The sequence below is a fragment of the Curtobacterium sp. KBS0715 genome, assembly GCF_005938005.2.
GTDB lineage: Bacteria > Actinomycetota > Actinomycetes > Actinomycetales > Microbacteriaceae > Curtobacterium > Curtobacterium flaccumfaciens.
Map to the genome: position 1 here is coordinate 1,363,180 of NZ_VCCA02000001.1, position 17,278 is coordinate 1,380,457.

Below are 17,278 nucleotides of genomic sequence, written 5' to 3' on the forward strand. Positions count from 1 at the left end.
GCGGGATGCAGCCGCTGGCGCGTCTGCCTTCAATTCCGCGCGCCCATCAGGTGCTCCATCGCGAGCTGCTGCAGGCGGACGAAGCCGAAGCCCTTGCCGCCGAAGTAGGCGTCGGCGTCGAAGTCCTCGTAGGCGGACCGGTCGGCGAGGAACGTGTCGTACGACTCGCCGTCGTTGAGCGTCGGCGTCGACAGCTCGCCGACCTTGGAGGCCTCGAGCGCTGCCTGCACCTCGGGGTCGGCGCGGAACGCCTGCGCACGCTCCTTGAGGAGCAGGTACATGCGCATGTTGGCCGACGCGGAGTCCCAGACGCCGGTGATGTCCTCGGTGCGGCTCGGCTTGTAGTCGAAGTGGCGCGGGCCGTCGTACGCCGGGCCGCCCTGCGGGGCGCCGTGCTCGAGCAGGTCGACGAGCGAGAACGCGTTCTGCAGGTCGCCGTGACCGAACACCAGGTCCTGGTCGTACTTGATGCCGCGCTGACCGTTGAGGTCGATGTGGAAGAGCTTGCCCTGGTAGAGCGCCTGGGCGATGCCGGCCGTGAAGTTCAGGCCCGCCATCTGCTCGTGGCCGACCTCGGGGTTGATGCCGAACAGCTCCGGACGCTCGAGCGTCTCGGTGAAGGCGATCGCGTGGCCGAGGGTCGGCAGGAGGATGTCGCCGCGGGGCTCGTTCGGCTTCGGCTCGATGGCGAACCGGATGCCGTAGCCCTTGTCGGTGACGTACTGGGCGAGCAGGTTGACGGCCTCGCGGTACCGCTCGAGCGCGGCCTGCACGTCCTTGGCGCTGTCGTACTCGGAGCCTTCGCGGCCACCCCACATCACGAACGTCGACGCGCCGAGCTCGGCGGCGAGGTCGATGTTGCGGAGCACCTTGCGGAGCGCGAAGCGGCGGACCTGCCGGTCGTTCGAGGTGAAGCCGCCGTCCTTGAAGACCGGGGCGGAGAACAGGTTCGTCGTGACCATCGGCACGACGAGCCCGGTCGACTCGAGCGCGCCCTTGAGGCGGTCGATCTGGGTCTGGCGTTCGGCGTCGGTGGAACCGAACGCGAACAGGTCGTCGTCGTGGAAGGTCAGGCCGTAGGCCCCGAGCTCGTCGAGCTTCTCGACCGCCTCGACCACGTCGAGCGCGGGTCGGGTCGGCCCGCCGAAGGGGTCGGAGCCGTTGTAGCCGATGGTCCAGAGACCGAAGGAGAACTTGTCTGCACGGGTGGGCGTCGTTGCCATGGTGGTCACCGTTCGTCGTCGAAACAAAATGTTGCCGCGCCCAACATAAGCGGTAGTGTTGGCTGTGGCAAGCACGTGATCGCAAAGGAGCGAGCGGATGGCAAGTGAGTCGACGGTGCAGCAACGACTGCGGGTCGCGATGGTGGGGCACGGCTTCATGGGAGCCGCACACTCACAGGCGTGGCGGACCGCCCCCAGGTTCTTCGACCTCGGAGCCGAGCCGGAGATGGCGGTGATCGTCGGGCGTGATCCCGAACGCACCGAGGCCGCTCGGCAGCAGTACGGCTGGCAGGCGGCGTCCACCGACTGGCGTGCCGTCGTGGCCGATCCCGACATCGACGTGGTCGACGTCGTGTCCCCGGGCTCGTCGCACGTCGAGATCGCGATCGCCGCGCTCCAGGCCGGCAAGCACGTCCTGTGCGAGAAGCCGCTCGCGAACACCGTCGCCGAGGCCGAGGCGATGACCGCCGCCGCCGACGCCGCCCGTGCACAGGGTGTCCGGGCGATGGTCGGGTTCAGCTACCGCCGGGTGCCGGCCATCGCGTTCGCCCGGCAGCTGGTGCAGGACGGCCGGATCGGCACCGTGCGCCAGGTCCGTGCGCTCTACCTGCAGGACTGGCTCGCCGACGCCGACGGCCCGATGACCTGGCGCCTCGACAAGTCGCTCGCTGGCTCCGGGGCGCTCGGTGACATCGGCGCGCACGCGATCGACCTGGTCGAGCACGTCACGGGGGCGTCGCTCGCCACCGTGTCCGGCACCCTCGAGACCTTCGTGACCGAGCGTCCGCTGATGGCCGAGGGGGTCGGGCTGTCCGGCACCGCGTCGAGCGAGCGCGGGCAGGTCACCGTCGACGACGCCGCGTTCTTCACCGCACGGCTCGACGGCGGCGCGGCCGACGGTGCGATCGGCACGTTCGAGGCGACGCGCTACGCGACCGGGCGGAAGAACGGTCTGACGCTCGAGATCAGCGGTTCCGAGGGCGCGATCCAGTTCGACCTCGAGTCGATGAACGAGCTCCGGCTGTACGAGTCGAACGCCCCGGCGGGGGAGCAGGGGTTCCGCCGCATCCTCGTCACCGAGCCCGAGCACCCCTACATGGCCGCGTGGTGGCCGACCGGGCACCTCATCGGGTACGAGCACACCTTCAGCCACCAGGTGAAGGACTTCGTCGACGCCATCGTCGCCGGCACCGACCCGTCGCCGTCGTTCGCCGACGGCCTGCGCGTGCAGCGGGTCCTCGACGCGGTCGAACGCAGCGCCGCCGCCGGCAGCACCTGGACGGCGACCTCGTGAGCGCCGCCGAGCAGACCCGCCAGGCGCTCGTCGTCCGCGGCGGGTGGGACGGCCACCAGCCCGTCGAGACCACCGACCTGTTCATCCCGTTCCTGCAGGACCACGGCTTCGCGGTCCGCGTCGAGGGATCGCCCGCCGTGTACGCCGACCAGGAGTACATGGACACGGTCGCCCTGATCGTCCAGGTGAACACCATGACGACCATCGCCGCCGACGAGTTCGCCGGTCTGCAGCGGGCCGTCCTGAACGGCACCGGCCTGGCCGGCTGGCACGGCGGCATCGCGGACTCGTACCGCGACAACGCCGACTACCTGCACATGATCGGCGGGCAGTTCGCCCACCACGCGGGCAAGCACCCCGACGAACGGGTCGGGGAGCAGTCGGACAACTACATCCCCTACACGGTGCACATCACCGACCTCGGGCACGAGCACCCGATCACGCAGGGCATCGAGGACTTCGACCTCGTCACCGAGCAGTACTGGGTGCTGAGCGACGAGTACGACGACGTCCTCGCCACCACCACGCAGGAGGCCCGCTCGTGGGACCCCTGGAACCGCCCGGTCACCGCACCGGCGATCTGGACCCGGCAGTGGGGGAAGGGACGGATCTTCGTCTCGGCCCCCGGACACCGGATCGAGATCGTCGAGTCGCAGCCGGTCCGCACCATCATCGAACGGGGACTCCTGTGGGCAGCACGGTGAACGAAGGGGTGCTCCGCGTCGGCGTGGTCGGCGTCGGGGTCATCAGCCAGCAGTACTTCGAGCACTTCCCGGCCCTGCCCGGCCTCGAGCTCGCCGCGGTCGCCGATCTCGACGTCGCCCGTGCCCAGCAGGTCGGTGCGGCCCAGGGCGTGCGCGGGACCACCGTGGACGACCTGCTCGCCGCCGACGACGTCGACGTGGTCCTCAACCTGACGATCCCGGCCGCGCACGCCGACATCGCCACCCGGGCACTCGCCGCCGGCAAGCACGTCTACGGCGAGAAGCCGCTCGCGATGTCCACCGCCGAGGCCGCACCGGTGCTCGCGGCCGCCCGCGCCGCCGGCCTGCGCGTCGGCAGCGCCCCGGACACCGTCCTCGGCACGGGCATCCAGACCGCCCGCGCCGCCCTCGACGACGGCGCGATCGGCACCCCCGTCGGTGCTGCCGTCGCCTGGAGCGCACCCGGGCACGAGCTCTGGCACCCAGCGCCGGCCTTCTACTACCAGCCGGGCGGCGGACCGCTCCTCGACATGGGGCCGTACTACCTGACCAGCCTCGTCACGTTCTTCGGGCCCGTCGTGCGGGTCAGCGGCAGCGCCACCCGCTCCACCCGTGAACGGACGATCGCCACCGGGCCGAACGCCGGCACGTCGATCCCGGTCGACATCGACACGCACGTCGTCGCGATCCTCGAGCACGAGGGCGGCGTGGTCTCCACCGTGACCGTCTCGTTCGAGGTGTGGGCCACCCGCGCCCCGCTGTTCGAGGTGTACGGCACCGCGGGCACACTGGGCGTCCCGGACCCGAACCGGTTCTCGGACACCGTGTCGATCGCCACTGCCGACGACCGCTCGTGGCGCGACCTGCCGGTCGCCGCCGGGTACGCCGACGCCGGCCGCGGTTACGGCCTCGCCGACATGGCGCACGCGATCGCGACGGACCGGCCGCACCGAGCCTCCGGCGACCTCGCGTTCCACGTGCTCGAGGTCATGGAGGCGGTCGCCGCCGCCGCCCGTGACCACTCGGTCGTCGACGTGCACTCGCGCGTCGAGCGACCCGCCACCGTCCCCGCCGGGTCCGCACCCGGATCCTGGTGACGGAACCCGACCACCGCGAAGAAGGACGACGACGATGACGACGACGGACGCGAGCGAGACGACGGAGACGACCCGGGCCTCCAGGCCGGTCACCCTGTTCACCGGACAGTGGGCCGACCTGCCCTTCGAAGAGGTCGCCCGGCTCGCCGGCGAGTGGGGCTACGACGGACTGGAGATCGCCTGCTGGGGCGACCACCTGGACGTCCGGCGCGCCGCGACGGACCCGGAGTACGTCGCCGAGCGCAAGGCGATCCTGGAACGCAACGGGCTCCAGGTCTGGACGATCGCCAACCACCTGGTCGGCCAGGCCGTGTGCGACGATCCCATCGACCAGCGGCACGAGGACATCGTCCCGCCGCACGTGTGGGGCGACGGCGACCCGGAGGGCGTGCGGCAGCGTGCGGCCGAGGAACTGCAGTGGACCGCCCGTGCCGCCGCGGCGCTCGGGGTCGACACCGTCACCGGCTTCTCCGGCTCGTCGATCTGGAAGACCGTCGCCGGGTTCCCGCCCGTGCCCCCGGGGATGATCGACGCCGGGTACCAGGACTTCCACGACCGCTGGTCACCGATCCTCGACGTCTTCGAGGAGGTCGGGGTCCGGTTCGCGCTCGAGGTGCACCCGTCCGAGATCGCCTACGACTACTGGACCGCCAAGCGCACACTCGAGGTGTTCCAGGACCGGCCGGCGTTCGGGTTCAACTTCGACCCGTCGCACTTCGTCTGGCAGGACCTCGACCCCGCCGCGTTCCTGCTCGACTTCGCCGACCGGGTGTACCACGTGCACTGCAAGGAGTCGGTGAAGCAGCTCGACGGGCGCAACGGGCGGCTGTCCTCGCACCTGCCGTGGGGCGACCCCCGGCGCGGGTGGGACTTCGTGACCGCCGGCCACGGGGACGTGCCGTGGGAGCGGGTGTTCCGCGTGCTGAACCACATCGGGTACGCCGGACCCACCAGTGTCGAGTGGGAGGACGCCGGCATGGACCGGCTCGTCGGCGGGCCCGAGGCGCTGGCGTTCGTCCGGCAGCTCGGTACCATCGCGCCGCCGGACGCCGCGTTCGACGCCGCGTTCTCGCAGTCGCGCTGACCGGCCGACCACGACCTCAGACCCCACCCACCAACGAGGAGGACCCATGGCACGGCAGCCCACGGCGACGCCGGGCAACGCCGCGCGCGTCCTCCGGCTCGTCCACGAGGACGGCCCCGTCACCCGCGCCGAGCTCACCCGCCGCACCGGCCTGAACCGCTCGACCATCCTCGCGCTCGTCGGGGAACTCGTCGATGCCGGTCTCGTGCACGAGGAGACCCCCGCCGCGGGGACCCCCGGTACCGGTGTCGGACGGCCGAGCGGGGTCGTCCGGGCGTCCTCCGACGTCCTCGCCGCCGCGGTCACGGTCGAGATCGATGCCGTCGGGGTCGCCCTCGTCGGCCTCGACGGCACCGTGCGCGACCGGTTGGTCGAGCCGCAGACCACCGTGCCCACCGCGACGCAGGCGATCGACGCCGTCGCACGGGTCCTCGCAGCACTCCTCGCCCGCACCGGACCGGCAGCCCGGATCGTCGGGGTCGGCGTCGCCGTGCCCGGCATCGTCCGGGTCGAGGACGGCACCGTGCGCGACGCCCCGCACCTCGGATGGCGTGACGAACCCCTCGCCGAACCGCTCGCGGAACGCCTGGGGCTGCCGGTCCGGGCCGCGAACGACGCCAACCTCGGTGCCTGGGCGGAACGGCTGTACGGCAGCGCCCGCGGCGTCGACGACCTCGTGTACCTGAACGGCGGCGCGAGCGGCATCGGCGGCGGGATCGTCAGCGCCGGCCGGCCGTTCAGCGGCGCCGACGGGTACGCGGGCGAGCTCGGGCACACCTTCGTCGCGGCGAACGGGATCCGCTGCCACTGCGGTGCGGTCGGCTGCCTGGAGACCGAGGCCTCGCGCTCCGCCCTCACCGCGGTGACGGGGACCGCCCCGGACGACCTCGAGGCCCTCGCCGCGGCGCTCGCCGAGGGCCGGCCCGAGGTCGAGCGGGTCGTCGACCGACAGGTCACCGCTCTCGCGACTGCACTGCGGAACGCCATCCACACCGTCGACCCGGAGGTCGTCGTGCTCGGCGGGTTCCTCGGTGCGCTGCTCGGACACGTCGGCGACCGGATCGACACCGACGTCCGGGCGCAGACGATGGCCGCCATGACCGACCGGCTCCGCATCGTCCCGGCGGCACTCGGCCGCGACGTCCTGGTCCGTGGTGCCGCCGAGATCGGCTTCGCGGAGCTGCTGCGCGACGCCACCATGCCCGCGGCGCTGGCGCCAGCGCCAGCGCCGGCGACCACGCCCGCGGCGCCCGCCGCCGCCCCCTCCACCACCCACACGTCCGGCCGCGACGACGCGGCCGAGGAAGCGAGAACCGCATGACCTCCACCCAGCGCACCAGCGTCCTGCTCGGCACCCAGGACCTCACCGTCGAGGACCGCCCCGTCCCCGCCGTCGACCCGGGCGACGTGCTCGTCCGCGTCGCCGCCGTGGGGGTCTGCGGCTCCGACGTGCACTACTTCCGCCACGGCCGCATCGGTGACTTCGTCGTCGAGGAGCCCCTCGTCCTCGGGCACGAGCTGTCCGGCACGATCGAGGCCGTCGGCGCGGGCGTCGACCCGTCCCGCGTGGGGGAGCGCGTGGCCATCGAGCCGCAGCGCCCCTGCCATCGCTGCGCCCAGTGCCTGGCCGGCCGCTACAACCTCTGCCCGCACATGCGCTTCTACGCGACGCCGCCGGTCGACGGGGCCTTCACCGAGTTCGTCACCATCGAGGCGGAGTTCGCACACGTCCTGCCCGACGCCGTCTCGTTCGAGGCCGGCGCGCTCCTCGAGCCCCTGTCCGTCGGCATCGCCGCCGTCCGCAAGGCGGGCATCGTGCCCGGTTCGTCGGTGCTCATCGCCGGCGCCGGTCCGATCGGCATCATCTGCGCCCAGGTCGCGAAGGCCTTCGGTGCGTCGCGCATCGTCGTCAGCGACCTGGTGCCGGAGCGCCGTGCGCGGGCCCTGGAGTACGGCGCCACCGAGGTCGTCGACCCCACCGCCGTGTCTGTCGCGTCCGACATCGTCCCCGTCGACGCGTTCATCGACGCCAGCGGTGCACCCCGAGCGGTGTCGGACGGCATCAAGGCGGTCGGTCCGGCGGGTGCCGCGGTGCTGGTCGGGCTCGGCAACTCCGAGATGACGCTGCCGGTCGAGCACATCCAGAACCTCGAGGTCACGGTCACCGGGATCTTCCGGTACACGAACACGTGGCCGGTCGCCATCGAGCTGGTCGCGTCCGGCCAGGTCGACCTCGACTCGCTCGTCACCGGTCGCTTCGGGCTCGACGACGTCCGCGAGGCCCTCGAGAGCGACACCGACCCGGAGTCGCTCAAGTCCGTCGTCTACCCCGGCGGCGTCCCGGCCTGAGCGACCTGCGCGTCGTCCGGTGCGGGCTTCGCCAGCCTGGGCCGAGTTGCCAGCCTGGTGCGGCCTTGCAGCCGGGCACGGTGCGTGGAAGCTCGCACCGGGTGGCGACGCGCGCACGGTGCGGACAGGAGGCGCGGGGCCAGGCCGCCCCGCGCCTCCCGTCCGGCACGTGACCCGGAACGGGGCCACCGCCGCGTCACCGGGACGCGCTACGGTTCGCGCATGACCGCTTCACCGGCCGCCGTCGTGCCACAGCGCACCGACCGGCGCGCGCTCGTCTCCTGGGCGCTCTGGGACTGGGGTTCCGCCGCGTTCAACGCGGTCGTCACCACCTTCGTCTTCAGCACGTACCTGGCCAGCCGGGCGTTCGTGGACCCGGCGCTCGTCGCCGACACGTCCGCGGCCGGCAAGGCGATCGTGGAGCGCGAGCTCGCGCACAACGCGGCCGTCGTGTCCACCGCACTGACCATCGCGGGCATCGTCGTGGCCCTGGTGGCACCGGCCATGGGGCGGCTCGCGGACTCGTCAGGGCACCGCCGCCGGTCCGTCCTCATCGCCACGATCGGCGTCGCGCTGTCGATCGGCGGCATGGTCTTCGTCGCGCCGAGCCAGCCGTACCTGCTGCTCGGCGCCGCCCTGCTCGGCATCGGCACCGTCGCCTACGAGATCGCGAGCGTGGGCTACAACGCCATGATCGGGCAGGTCGCCTCCGGGGAACGCACCGGCCGGGTCTCCGCCATCGGGTGGGCGGCCGGGTACTTCGGCGGGATCGTGCTGCTCGTGGTGCTGCTCGTGCTCTGCATCCAGGACTTCCGGGGCGACGGGGTCGTCGGCGGACTCCTGCAGCTGCCGGCCACCGTCGCCACGGGGCAGTGGGACGTCCGCGTCGCGATCGGCATCGCCGCCGTCTGGCTGGCCGTCAGCTCGATCCCGCTGTTCCTCACCGTGCCCGAAGCGGTGCCCGACCGCACCCGCGGCGGCGGCGTGTTCAGTGCCTACGCCGACCTCGGCCGGGACATCGCGCGGCTGTGGCGCGAGCGCCGCAACGTCCTCGCCTTCCTGCTCGCCAGCGCGGTGTTCCGCGACGGCGTCGGGGCCGTCTTCACGTTCGGCGGGATCGTCGCCGCGCAGGTGTTCGGGTTCACGCCGTCGCAGGTCATCCTGTTCGCCATCGCCGCGAACGTCGTGGCCGGCATCGCGACGTTCGTCTCCGGACGCCTCGACGACCGGTTCGGGTCGCGTTCGCTCATCATGGTCTCGCTCGTCGGCCTCGCCGTGTGCGGGGTCGGGGTCTTCGCCGCCGGCAACGAGACGCAGTGGTTCTGGGTGCTCGGACTGACCCTCGCCGTGTTCGTCGGCCCGGTGCAGTCGTCGTCCCGCGCCTACCTGGCGCGGCTGGCGACCCCCGGCCGCGAGGGCGAGCTCTTCGGCCTCTACGCCACCACCGGCCGGGCCGCGTCGTTCCTCGCGCCGGCGCTGTTCGGCGTGGCGGTGACCGTCGGTGGATCGACCCGGTTCGGGATCCTCGGCGTGGTCGTCGTGCTCATCGCCGGGCTGGTGCTGATGGCGTTCGTCAAGCGGGAACCGCAGGGCGCGCGGGCCTGATCCACGGCGGGCCGTCGGCGCGGCCTGGAGGCGCGGTGCCGGTCCGTCCACAGGCTGCGGTTCTGCGCACGGTTCCCCACAGGGCCGTGGTCAGGTCGGGCGGCCCGGGCTGCGGTGCGCCAGGATGGGTGCATGACCGACCAGCGCATCGCCGTCGTCGTCCTCGCCGCCGGGCAGGGCACGCGCATGAAGTCGTCCACTCCCAAGGTGCTGCACCGGCTCGCCGGACTGCCGCTCATCGGGCACGTCCTGCGCACCGCGTCGTCCCTCAGCCCCGAGCACGTCGCCGTCGTCGTGCGGCACGAGCGTGACCTCGTCGCGGCCGAGGTCGTCGAGCGCGCACCCGACGCGATCGTCGTCGACCAGGACGACGTCCCCGGCACCGGCCGCGCGGTCGAGGTGGCGGTCGAAGCACTGCCCGCCGACTTCGACGGCGCCGTCGTGGTGCTGTCCGGCGACGTCCCGCTGCTCGACGCCGCATCGCTCCGGCTCCTCGTCGACGCCCACGTCGGCGGCGGCAACGGGGCGACCTTCGTGAGTGCGATCGCCCCGGACCCGACCGGTCTCGGACGGATCGTGCGGGATGCCTCCGGCGCCTTCGTCAGCGTCGTCGAGCACAAGGACGCGACGGCCGAGCAGCTGACCATCACCGAGGCGAACGCGGGCATCTACGCGTTCGACGTGGCGCACCTCCGTGCCGCGCTGCCGTCGCTCACCACGGCGAACGCCCAGGGCGAGAAGTACATCACCGACGCCCCCGCGCTGATCAGCGAGCGCGGCGGGCGCATCGACGTGGTCACCCTGACCGATCCGTGGCTCGTCGCCGGCATCAACGACCGTGCGCAGCTCTCCGACGCCGCGCGGGAACTCAACGCCCGCATCGTCCGCCGCCACCAGCTCGCCGGCGTCACCGTGCAGGACCCGGCGACCACCTGGATCGACCTCGACGTCACCATCGAGCCCGACACCGAGGTCCTGCCGGGCACCCAGCTCATCGGCGCCACCGCGATCGCCGCCGGAGCCGTCGTCGGGCCGGACACCACACTCCGCGACACCGAGGTCGGGGCCCGCGCCACCGTGAACCGCGTCGACGCCACCCTCGCCGTGATCGGGGACGGCGCCTCGGTCGGCCCGTTCGCCTACCTGCGGCCGGGCACGATCCTCGGAGACGACGGCAAGATCGGCACCTTCGTCGAGACGAAGAACGCCCGGATCGGTCGCGGCAGCAAGGTCCCGCACCTGTCCTACATCGGCGACGCCGAGGTGGGCGAGGACTCGAACATCGGCGCGAACACCATCACCGCGAATTACGACGGCGTGCACAAGCACCGCACCGAGGTCGGCTCGAACGTCCGTACAGGCTCGCACAACGTGTTCGTCGCCCCCGTTAGGATTGGTGACGGTGCGTACACCGGCGCCGGGACCACCGTCCGCAAGGACGTTCCGGCAGGATCGCTCGCGATCAGCTACGCCCCACAGCGCAACACCGACGGATGGGTCGAGGAACACCGACCCGGCACACCGGCGGCCGAGGCTGCTCGGCTCGCGAACGGCGAATAGATCCCGGCGACCACCCGTCGCCGACATCGACCCCTCGTGGGTCAGGGAGTGAGCACCGCACTTGTCCGGAATCAAGACAACCGGCCAGAAACGACTCGTCCTCGTCTCGGGGCGAGCACACCCGGCGCTCTCTGCCGAGATCGCGGAGGAGCTCGGGGTCGACCTCGTGCCGACCGATGCCCGGACCTTCGCGAACGGTGAGCTCTACGCCCGCTTCGACGAGTCGGTCCGTGGCTGCGACGCCTTCGTCATCCAGTCGCACACCGCGCCGATCAACGAGTGGCTCATGGAGCAGCTCATCATGGTCGACGCGCTGAAGCGTGCCTCGGCGAAGCGCATCACGGTCGTGGCACCGTTCTACCCGTACGCCCGTCAGGACAAGAAGGGCCGTGGCCGCGAGCCGATCTCGGCCCGCCTCGTCGCCGACCTGTTCAAGGCCGCCGGCGCGCACCGCATCATGAGCGTCGACCTGCACGCCGCGCAGATCCAGGGCTTCTTCGACGGCCCCGTCGACCACCTGTTCGCCATGCCGGTGCTGCTCGAGCGCTTCCGTCAGATCCTCGACCCGAAGACGCTCACCGTCGTGTCGCCCGACATGGGCCGCGTCCGTGTCGCCGACATCTGGTCCGAGAAGCTCGGCGCCCCGCTCGCCATCATCCACAAGCGCCGTGACCCGCTCGTGCCGAACCAGGTCTCGGTGCACGAGATCGTCGGTGACGTCAGCGGCCGCGTGTGCCTGCTCGTCGACGACCTCATCGACACCGGCCGCACGATCGCCAAGGCTGCCGAGGCGCTCAAGAACGCCGGTGCCACCGGTGTCGTCGTCGCCGCGACCCACGCCGTCTTCTCCGACCCGGCGACCGAGCTGCTGCAGAGCGAGTTCATCGACCGCGTGGTCGTGACGGACACCCTGCCCCTGCCGATGGACAAGCGCTGGGACCGCCTCGAGGTCCTGCCGATCGCCCCGCTCATCGCCCGTGCCATCCACGAGGTCTTCGACGACGGCTCGGTGACGTCGATGTTCGACGGCGCAGCGTAGCGGAGCCGTCGAACCATGGGCACAGCCGACGGCGCAGGACCATCTCCGCGACGTGACGTGTCCCGTCGCCCGTGGTGACCCATCCCGCGCGTGACGCCCTCGCGGCCCGGCTCCGGGCCGCGGGGAGCGTCTTCGCCGAGGACGAAGCCGACCTGTTGCTCGAGGCCGGTGACGGTGAGCCGGTGCGACTCCGCACCCTCGTGCAGCGTCGGCTGGCCGGTGAGCCGCTCGAGTACGTGCTCGGCTGGGCCGCCTTCGACGAGCACCGCATCCGGGTGACCCCCGGCGTCTTCGTGCCGCGAGCCCGCACCACCGTCGTCGTCGAGCAGGCTGCGCGTCGGCTGCAGCGCTACGACCGCGTGGTCGACCTGTGCTGCGGCGCCGGCGCGATCTCGGTCGCCCTGTTCGGCCGCGTCGGCGCGCTCGACCTCGTCGCCACCGACATCGACCCGGACGCCGTCGACGTCGCAGCCGAGAACATCGGCGACCGCGGCATCGTCGTCGCGGGTGACCTGTTCGCGCCGCTGCCCGATCGGTTCCGCAGCGCCGTGGCGGTCATCGCGGTGAACGCCCCCTACGTGCCCACGGCCTCGATCGAACTCATGCCGACCGAGGCCCGCGAGCACGAACACCGCGTCGCCCTCGACGGAGGTGTGGACGGCCTCGACCTGCACCGCCGGATCGCCTCGGGTGCGGGGGAGTGGCTCCGTCCCGGTGGCGCCGTGGTCATCGAGGTGTCCGAGGCCCAGGCCGAGGCGTCCGCCGCTGCCTTCACGGCCGCGGGCTTCTCCACCGTGGTCGAGCGGGACGCCGAGGTCGACGGCACCTGCGTCGTCGCGACCCGGCCTGCCTGACCACTGCCTGCCTGACCCTGGCTTTCCCGCCGAACCCCGGCGTCGAGCGGTCACGACATGCCGCTCAGGTTCGCTGGGGCGGCACGAAGTGTCGCCTGGGCGTCCGCGAACCGACGCTTTCGGTACCCCCGGCGTGACGCACGTGGCGTGTCGCGCGACCAGGGCGAGGGGCGGGGCGGGCTGGCACCGGGCCTCCAGGCCGTCGGGTGACCGGAGCGCGCCGGCGGCGGGCGGTCACGACATGCCGCTCAGGTTCGCCGAGGTGGCACGAAGTGTTGCCTGCGCGCCCACGGACCGACGCTTTCTGCCACCTCGACGGCAATCAGCGGGCGTGTCGCAGACCCACTCCCGGACGGTCAGCGCGCGTCGACCGTGACCGTGTGCCAGCCCGTCGCACCATTGGGCGCCGGCGGCCGGTCCACGCTCGTCTGCACCTCGCCGTCCGCACTGGTCGCGCGCACCTCGATGCGGTGTGAGCCGGCGACCGGCGTCCACCGCACCACCCACTGTCGCCAGGTGTCCGCAGAGACCGAGTCGGCGAGTTCGGCGCGCTGCCAGTCGCCGCCTCCGACGCGGACCTCGACGGCCTTCACGCCCTTGTGCGGCTGCCACGCGACCCCGGCGATCGCCACCGGCCCGCCCGCGGTCACCGTCGACCCGTTCCGCGGGGTGTCGATGCGGGACTCGAGCTTGACCGGGCCCCGCTCCGACCAGCCGCGCGGGGTCCAGTAGCCCTGCGCGTCGGCGAAGCGGGTGACTTCGAGCTCGGTGACCCACTTCGTCGCCGAGACGTACCCGAACAGGCCCGGCACGACCATCCGCACCGGGAACCCGTGCTCGGTCGGCAGGGGCTCGCCGTTCATCCCGACCGCGAGCAGCGCCGCGGTGCCGTCGTCCTGCAGCACGTCGAGCGGGGTGCCGGCGGAGAACCCGTCGATGCTCCGTGAGAGCACCATGTCGGCGTCACCCGCCGGACGTGCCCGGGCGAGGAGCTCCCGGATGGGGTAGCCCAGCCAGCGGGCCGTGCCGATGAGGTCACCGCCGACCTCGTTCGACACGCAGCTCAGGGTGGCCACGTGCTCCTCGAGCGGCAGTGCGAGCAGCTCGTCCCACGTCAGCGTGATCTCCTGCTCGACCGCACCGTGGATGCGGAGCGACCAGTCGGCGGGATCGACCTGCGGCACGCGCAGCGCCGTGTCGATCCGGTAGAAGTCGGCGTTCGGCGTGATGTACGGGGTGATGCCGTCGACGTCGAGCGACGCACCCGCGGGGACCGCCGGTGCAGGGGTCGCCGCGGCGGGCAGCCGGATGGCCCGCCTGGCAGCAGCGGCCGCCTGCATCGCGGACGACCCCAGCCGGGAGGCGGTGCCCACCACGACCGCGACGGTCGCCGTCGCGACGCCCCAGACCAGGAACGTCCGGCGCTCCGTCGACGCGGGTCGCGGTGCCGCCGTCGGCACGGTCGCCGCGGCCTCCCACCGGCGCAGCCGCTGGAGCAGCAGGCGCAGGACGACCACCGCTGCCGCGATGCCGAGGACCGTCGGGGCGCCGTCGAGCGTCCCGCTGCCCGAGCGGGTGCTGACGGCCAGCAGGGCCAGCACACCACCGGCGGCGAACACGAGGGCACCGAAGGGTGGGCGCACACGTTCGAGTACACCGGCCCCGGCACTGATCGCGATGACGATCACCGTCATGAGCACGAACAGGGCGACCTTGTCCCCGGTGCCGAACACGGCGACCATGAAGTCCTTCGCACCCGGCGGAGCGAGGTCGATGACGGCGGACCCGACTGCGACCAGGGGGCTGCCCGCTCCGCCGAGCAGCAGCGCGCCGAACTCGGCCACACCGAGGAACGCGGCGGCGGCAACGACGCCGACGATCGCGGCGATCAGTGTCCAACGTCGGGTCGCAGGGCTGTCGGGCCCGCTCGGGCCGTCCGACGGACCCGCCGTCGATCGACCGATCGGTTCGTCCGTCGTCTCGGTGGTCACCGCCCGAGCGTAGGTCGCCCGGCCGCTCGTGGGCTGTGTGTGCGGGCTTCCCCGCGCGTTCATCGGGTTCGGCCAGCAGGTGGCGCGCGGCTCGTGGGAGGATCGGACCGTGCTGCAGCGTCCGGATGGTGTCCCGCGGTCCGGTCGTGCCCGCGGTGCACGGCGGACACCGATGTCTCCGGCACGTCGACTCGCCACCCTGCGCTGGGTGATCGTCGCCGTGTGGCTGGTCCTCCTGATCACCCGGATCGTCGTCGTCTCGACGGCGCCGGGTGTCGACCTCTCCTGGTACGGCATCGTCGAGTTCGGCGCGATCGCCCTCGGCGTCGTGGTCATCGTGGTCGCCGTCGTGCGGACCGCGACGGCACGGCGGCGGCAAGCGGACGAGGCTCTCGCGCTCGCCATCCGGCGGATCGACCCGACGGTGTGGCTCGTGCCGGCGGCGCCGACACCGGAACTCCGTGGCATCGTCGACGAGGTCCGTCCGGACACCCACCTCGGTTCGCGCGTGACCTGGGCCTTCGGCGCCACCGAGGCCTCCCTGTGGGAACTCGACGAACGGCGGGCGACCCGGCTGCTCGTGATCCGGTGGAGTCGTGTCGTGCACGTCGGACTCGAGGACGTGGCGGACGGCTTCGACGGCTCGGGGCAACTCGACGGTGCAGCAGCGGCAGGCGTCGCGGGGCGACCCGGCGGCTCGCCACGACCTGGCGGTTCCGGTGCTGCTCGCCGCGCGTGTGCGGTGGCGATCCACCACGTGCGACCGGACGACACCCCCGCCGTGGCGACCTTCTTCGTCCGGAGCGCCTCGGGTTCGCGTCGGCTGCTCGGGCGCGGTCCGCGGCTGGATCGACTCGTCGCCGACCTGGCACGGGAACGCATCGTCGCCTGACGCGGCGGAGGGCCCCGGGTTCAGCGAGGCCCTCCTGGCGATTCCCCGCACCGACCACGGTGGTCGGCAGGGGGCGCGGCAGCGGCAGCGGGCGCGGTCGTCAGTGCGTGGACGGCTCCTGCTCGACCTCGCGGCGGTCGTCGTCCGACCACAGCGTGTGGAAGGTGCCGTCCTTGTCGATGCGCTGGTAGGTGTGTGCGCCGAAGAAGTCGCGCTGGCCCTGGATCAGCGACGCCGGCAGCCGGTCGGACGCGAGCGAGTCGAAGTACGACAGCGCGGACGAGAAGCCCGGCGCGGGGACGCCCGACGCGGCCGCGATGCCGACGATGCGGCGCCAGGCGGCTTCGCCCTCGGCCACCGCGTTCGCGAAGTACGGGTCGACCAGCAGCGACTCGAGCTTCGGGTTCTCGGCGTACGCCTCGACGATGCGGTTCAGGAACTGGGCACGGATGATGCAGCCGCCCCGCCAGATCTTCGCGACGTTGCCGAGGTCGATGTCCCAGCCGTACTCCTTCGCCCCGGCGATGATGAGGTCGAACCCTTGTGCGTACGCGACGACCTTCGAAGCGTAGAGCGCCGCACGGACGTCGTCGGCGAAGGTGTCCGGCACCTCGGCGATCTGCGGACGGTTCTTGACCGACTGCTGCACGGCGGCACGCTGCGTCGGCTTCGACGACACCGCGCGGGCGAACACGGCTTCGCCGATGCCCGACACCGGGATGCCCAGACCCACGGCGTTCTGCACGGTCCAGACACCGGTGCCCTTCGAGCCGGCCGCGTCACGGATGACGTCGACGAGCGGCTTGCCGGTGTCGGCGTCGCGCTGCTTGAGGACCTCGCCGGTGATCTCGATCAGGTAGGACTCGAGGTCGCCCTTGTTCCACTCGTCGAAGACCTGCACCAGGTCCTGCACCGAGAGTCCGCCGACGCGACGGAGCAGGTCGTACGACTCGGCGATGAGCTGCATGTCGGCGTACTCGATGCCGTTGTGCACCATCTTGACGAAGTGCCCGGCGCCGTCGGTGCCGATGTGGGTCACGCACGGTTCGCCTTCGGCCACCGCGGCGATCGACTTGAGGATCGGCCCGAGCGTCTCCCAGGCCTCCTTCGAGCCGCCGGGCATGATCGACGGGCCCTTGAGCGCGCCCTCTTCACCACCGGAGATGCCGGTGCCGACGAAGTTCAGCCCCTTCTCGCGCAGGTCGTGCTCACGTCGGATGGTGTCGTGGAAGTTCGCGTTGCCGCCGTCGACGATGATGTCGCCCGGTTCGAACCGTTCGGCGAGCTGCCCGATCACGGCGTCGGTGCCCTTGCCGGCCTGCACCATGATGATGGCCGTCCGGGGCTTCGACAGCGAGGCGACGAACCCGTCGATGTCCTCGGACGCGATGAACCCGGCGTCGCCGTGCTCCTGGAGCAGCTCCTCGGTGCGGGCGTACGTGCGGTTGTAGACCGCGACCGTGTTGCCTTCGCGCGATGCGAGGTTGCGGGCGAGGTTCGAGCCCATCACTGCGAGTCCGACGACTCCGATGTTCGCCTGACCGTTGTTGTCTGCCACGAGGGTCTCCTTTGTCCTGACGTTGGCG

14 protein-coding genes are annotated in these 17,278 nt (G+C 72.1%); 11 read left to right on the forward strand and 3 right to left on the reverse strand.

What is annotated here, in order from left to right; genetic code table 11:
- Positions 1 to 29 precede the first annotated feature (29 nt).
- Positions 30 to 1,223, reverse strand: coding sequence for a xylose isomerase (gene xylA, locus FFG40_RS06630; RefSeq protein WP_111033642.1), 1,194 nt, complete (start codon positions 1,221 to 1,223; stop codon positions 30 to 32).
- A 97-nt stretch (positions 1,224 to 1,320) separates the two neighbouring features.
- Here xylA and FFG40_RS06635 point away from each other — a divergent pair, with 97 nt between their 5' ends.
- The 10 genes from FFG40_RS06635 to FFG40_RS06680 all read left to right on the forward strand — a co-directional run bounded on the left by FFG40_RS06635 (position 1,321) and on the right by FFG40_RS06680 (position 12,809).
- A complete protein-coding gene (locus FFG40_RS06635; RefSeq protein WP_260678805.1) occupies positions 1,321 to 2,517 on the forward strand; it encodes a Gfo/Idh/MocA family protein in 1,197 nt (398 codons plus the stop codon).
- Positions 2,514 to 3,221, forward strand: a complete 708-nt coding sequence (locus tag FFG40_RS06640; protein WP_138802660.1) for a ThuA domain-containing protein — start codon at positions 2,514 to 2,516, stop codon at positions 3,219 to 3,221. The genes FFG40_RS06635 and FFG40_RS06640 overlap by 4 nt, the downstream gene beginning before the upstream one ends.
- A complete protein-coding gene (locus tag FFG40_RS06645) occupies positions 3,206 to 4,318 on the forward strand; it encodes a Gfo/Idh/MocA family protein (RefSeq protein WP_138802661.1) in 1,113 nt (370 codons plus the stop codon). The genes FFG40_RS06640 and FFG40_RS06645 overlap by 16 nt, the downstream gene beginning before the upstream one ends.
- 34 nt (positions 4,319 to 4,352) lie before the next feature.
- On the forward strand, positions 4,353 to 5,402 hold the full coding sequence (locus FFG40_RS06650) for a sugar phosphate isomerase/epimerase (protein ID WP_138802662.1): 1,050 nt from the start codon (positions 4,353 to 4,355) through the stop codon (positions 5,400 to 5,402).
- A 46-nt stretch (positions 5,403 to 5,448) separates the two neighbouring features.
- Positions 5,449 to 6,723 carry an ROK family transcriptional regulator gene (locus FFG40_RS06655; RefSeq protein WP_138802663.1) on the forward strand — a complete coding sequence of 425 codons (1,275 nt, stop codon included), beginning with the start codon at positions 5,449 to 5,451 and terminating at the stop codon, positions 6,721 to 6,723.
- Entirely contained in the window at positions 6,720 to 7,751 is a 1,032-nt protein-coding gene (locus FFG40_RS06660; RefSeq protein WP_071245978.1) for an NAD(P)-dependent alcohol dehydrogenase, read from the forward strand. The genes FFG40_RS06655 and FFG40_RS06660 overlap by 4 nt, the downstream gene beginning before the upstream one ends.
- A gap of 222 nt (positions 7,752 to 7,973) precedes the next feature.
- Positions 7,974 to 9,356, forward strand: coding sequence for an MFS transporter (locus FFG40_RS06665; protein WP_138802664.1), 1,383 nt, complete (start codon positions 7,974 to 7,976; stop codon positions 9,354 to 9,356).
- A gap of 132 nt (positions 9,357 to 9,488) precedes the next feature.
- Positions 9,489 to 10,916: a bifunctional UDP-N-acetylglucosamine diphosphorylase/glucosamine-1-phosphate N-acetyltransferase GlmU gene (glmU, locus tag FFG40_RS06670; protein WP_071245981.1), complete on the forward strand. Its 1,428-nt coding sequence runs from the start codon at positions 9,489 to 9,491 to the stop codon at positions 10,914 to 10,916.
- Positions 10,917 to 10,977: 61 nt separating this feature from the next.
- Entirely contained in the window at positions 10,978 to 11,955 is a 978-nt protein-coding gene (locus FFG40_RS06675; RefSeq protein WP_027464468.1) for a ribose-phosphate diphosphokinase, read from the forward strand.
- Positions 11,956 to 12,029: 74 nt separating this feature from the next.
- Complete coding sequence (locus FFG40_RS06680; protein WP_313900837.1) at positions 12,030 to 12,809, forward strand: putative protein N(5)-glutamine methyltransferase; 780 nt, start codon at positions 12,030 to 12,032, stop codon at positions 12,807 to 12,809.
- Between the two features lie 356 nt (positions 12,810 to 13,165).
- Here FFG40_RS06680 and FFG40_RS06685 read toward each other — a convergent pair whose 3' ends face one another.
- Positions 13,166 to 14,800, reverse strand: coding sequence for a molybdopterin-dependent oxidoreductase (locus FFG40_RS06685; RefSeq protein ID WP_138802666.1), 1,635 nt, complete (start codon positions 14,798 to 14,800; stop codon positions 13,166 to 13,168).
- 172 nt (positions 14,801 to 14,972) lie between these two features.
- Here FFG40_RS06685 and FFG40_RS06690 point away from each other — a divergent pair, with 172 nt between their 5' ends.
- Positions 14,973 to 15,692 carry a hypothetical protein gene (locus FFG40_RS06690; RefSeq protein ID WP_138802667.1) on the forward strand — a complete coding sequence of 240 codons (720 nt, stop codon included), beginning with the start codon at positions 14,973 to 14,975 and terminating at the stop codon, positions 15,690 to 15,692.
- A 100-nt stretch (positions 15,693 to 15,792) separates the two neighbouring features.
- Here FFG40_RS06690 and gndA read toward each other — a convergent pair whose 3' ends face one another.
- Positions 15,793 to 17,250, reverse strand: a complete 1,458-nt coding sequence (gene gndA / locus FFG40_RS06695; RefSeq protein ID WP_138802668.1) for an NADP-dependent phosphogluconate dehydrogenase — start codon at positions 17,248 to 17,250, stop codon at positions 15,793 to 15,795.
- Between the last annotated feature and the right edge of the window lie 28 nt (positions 17,251 to 17,278).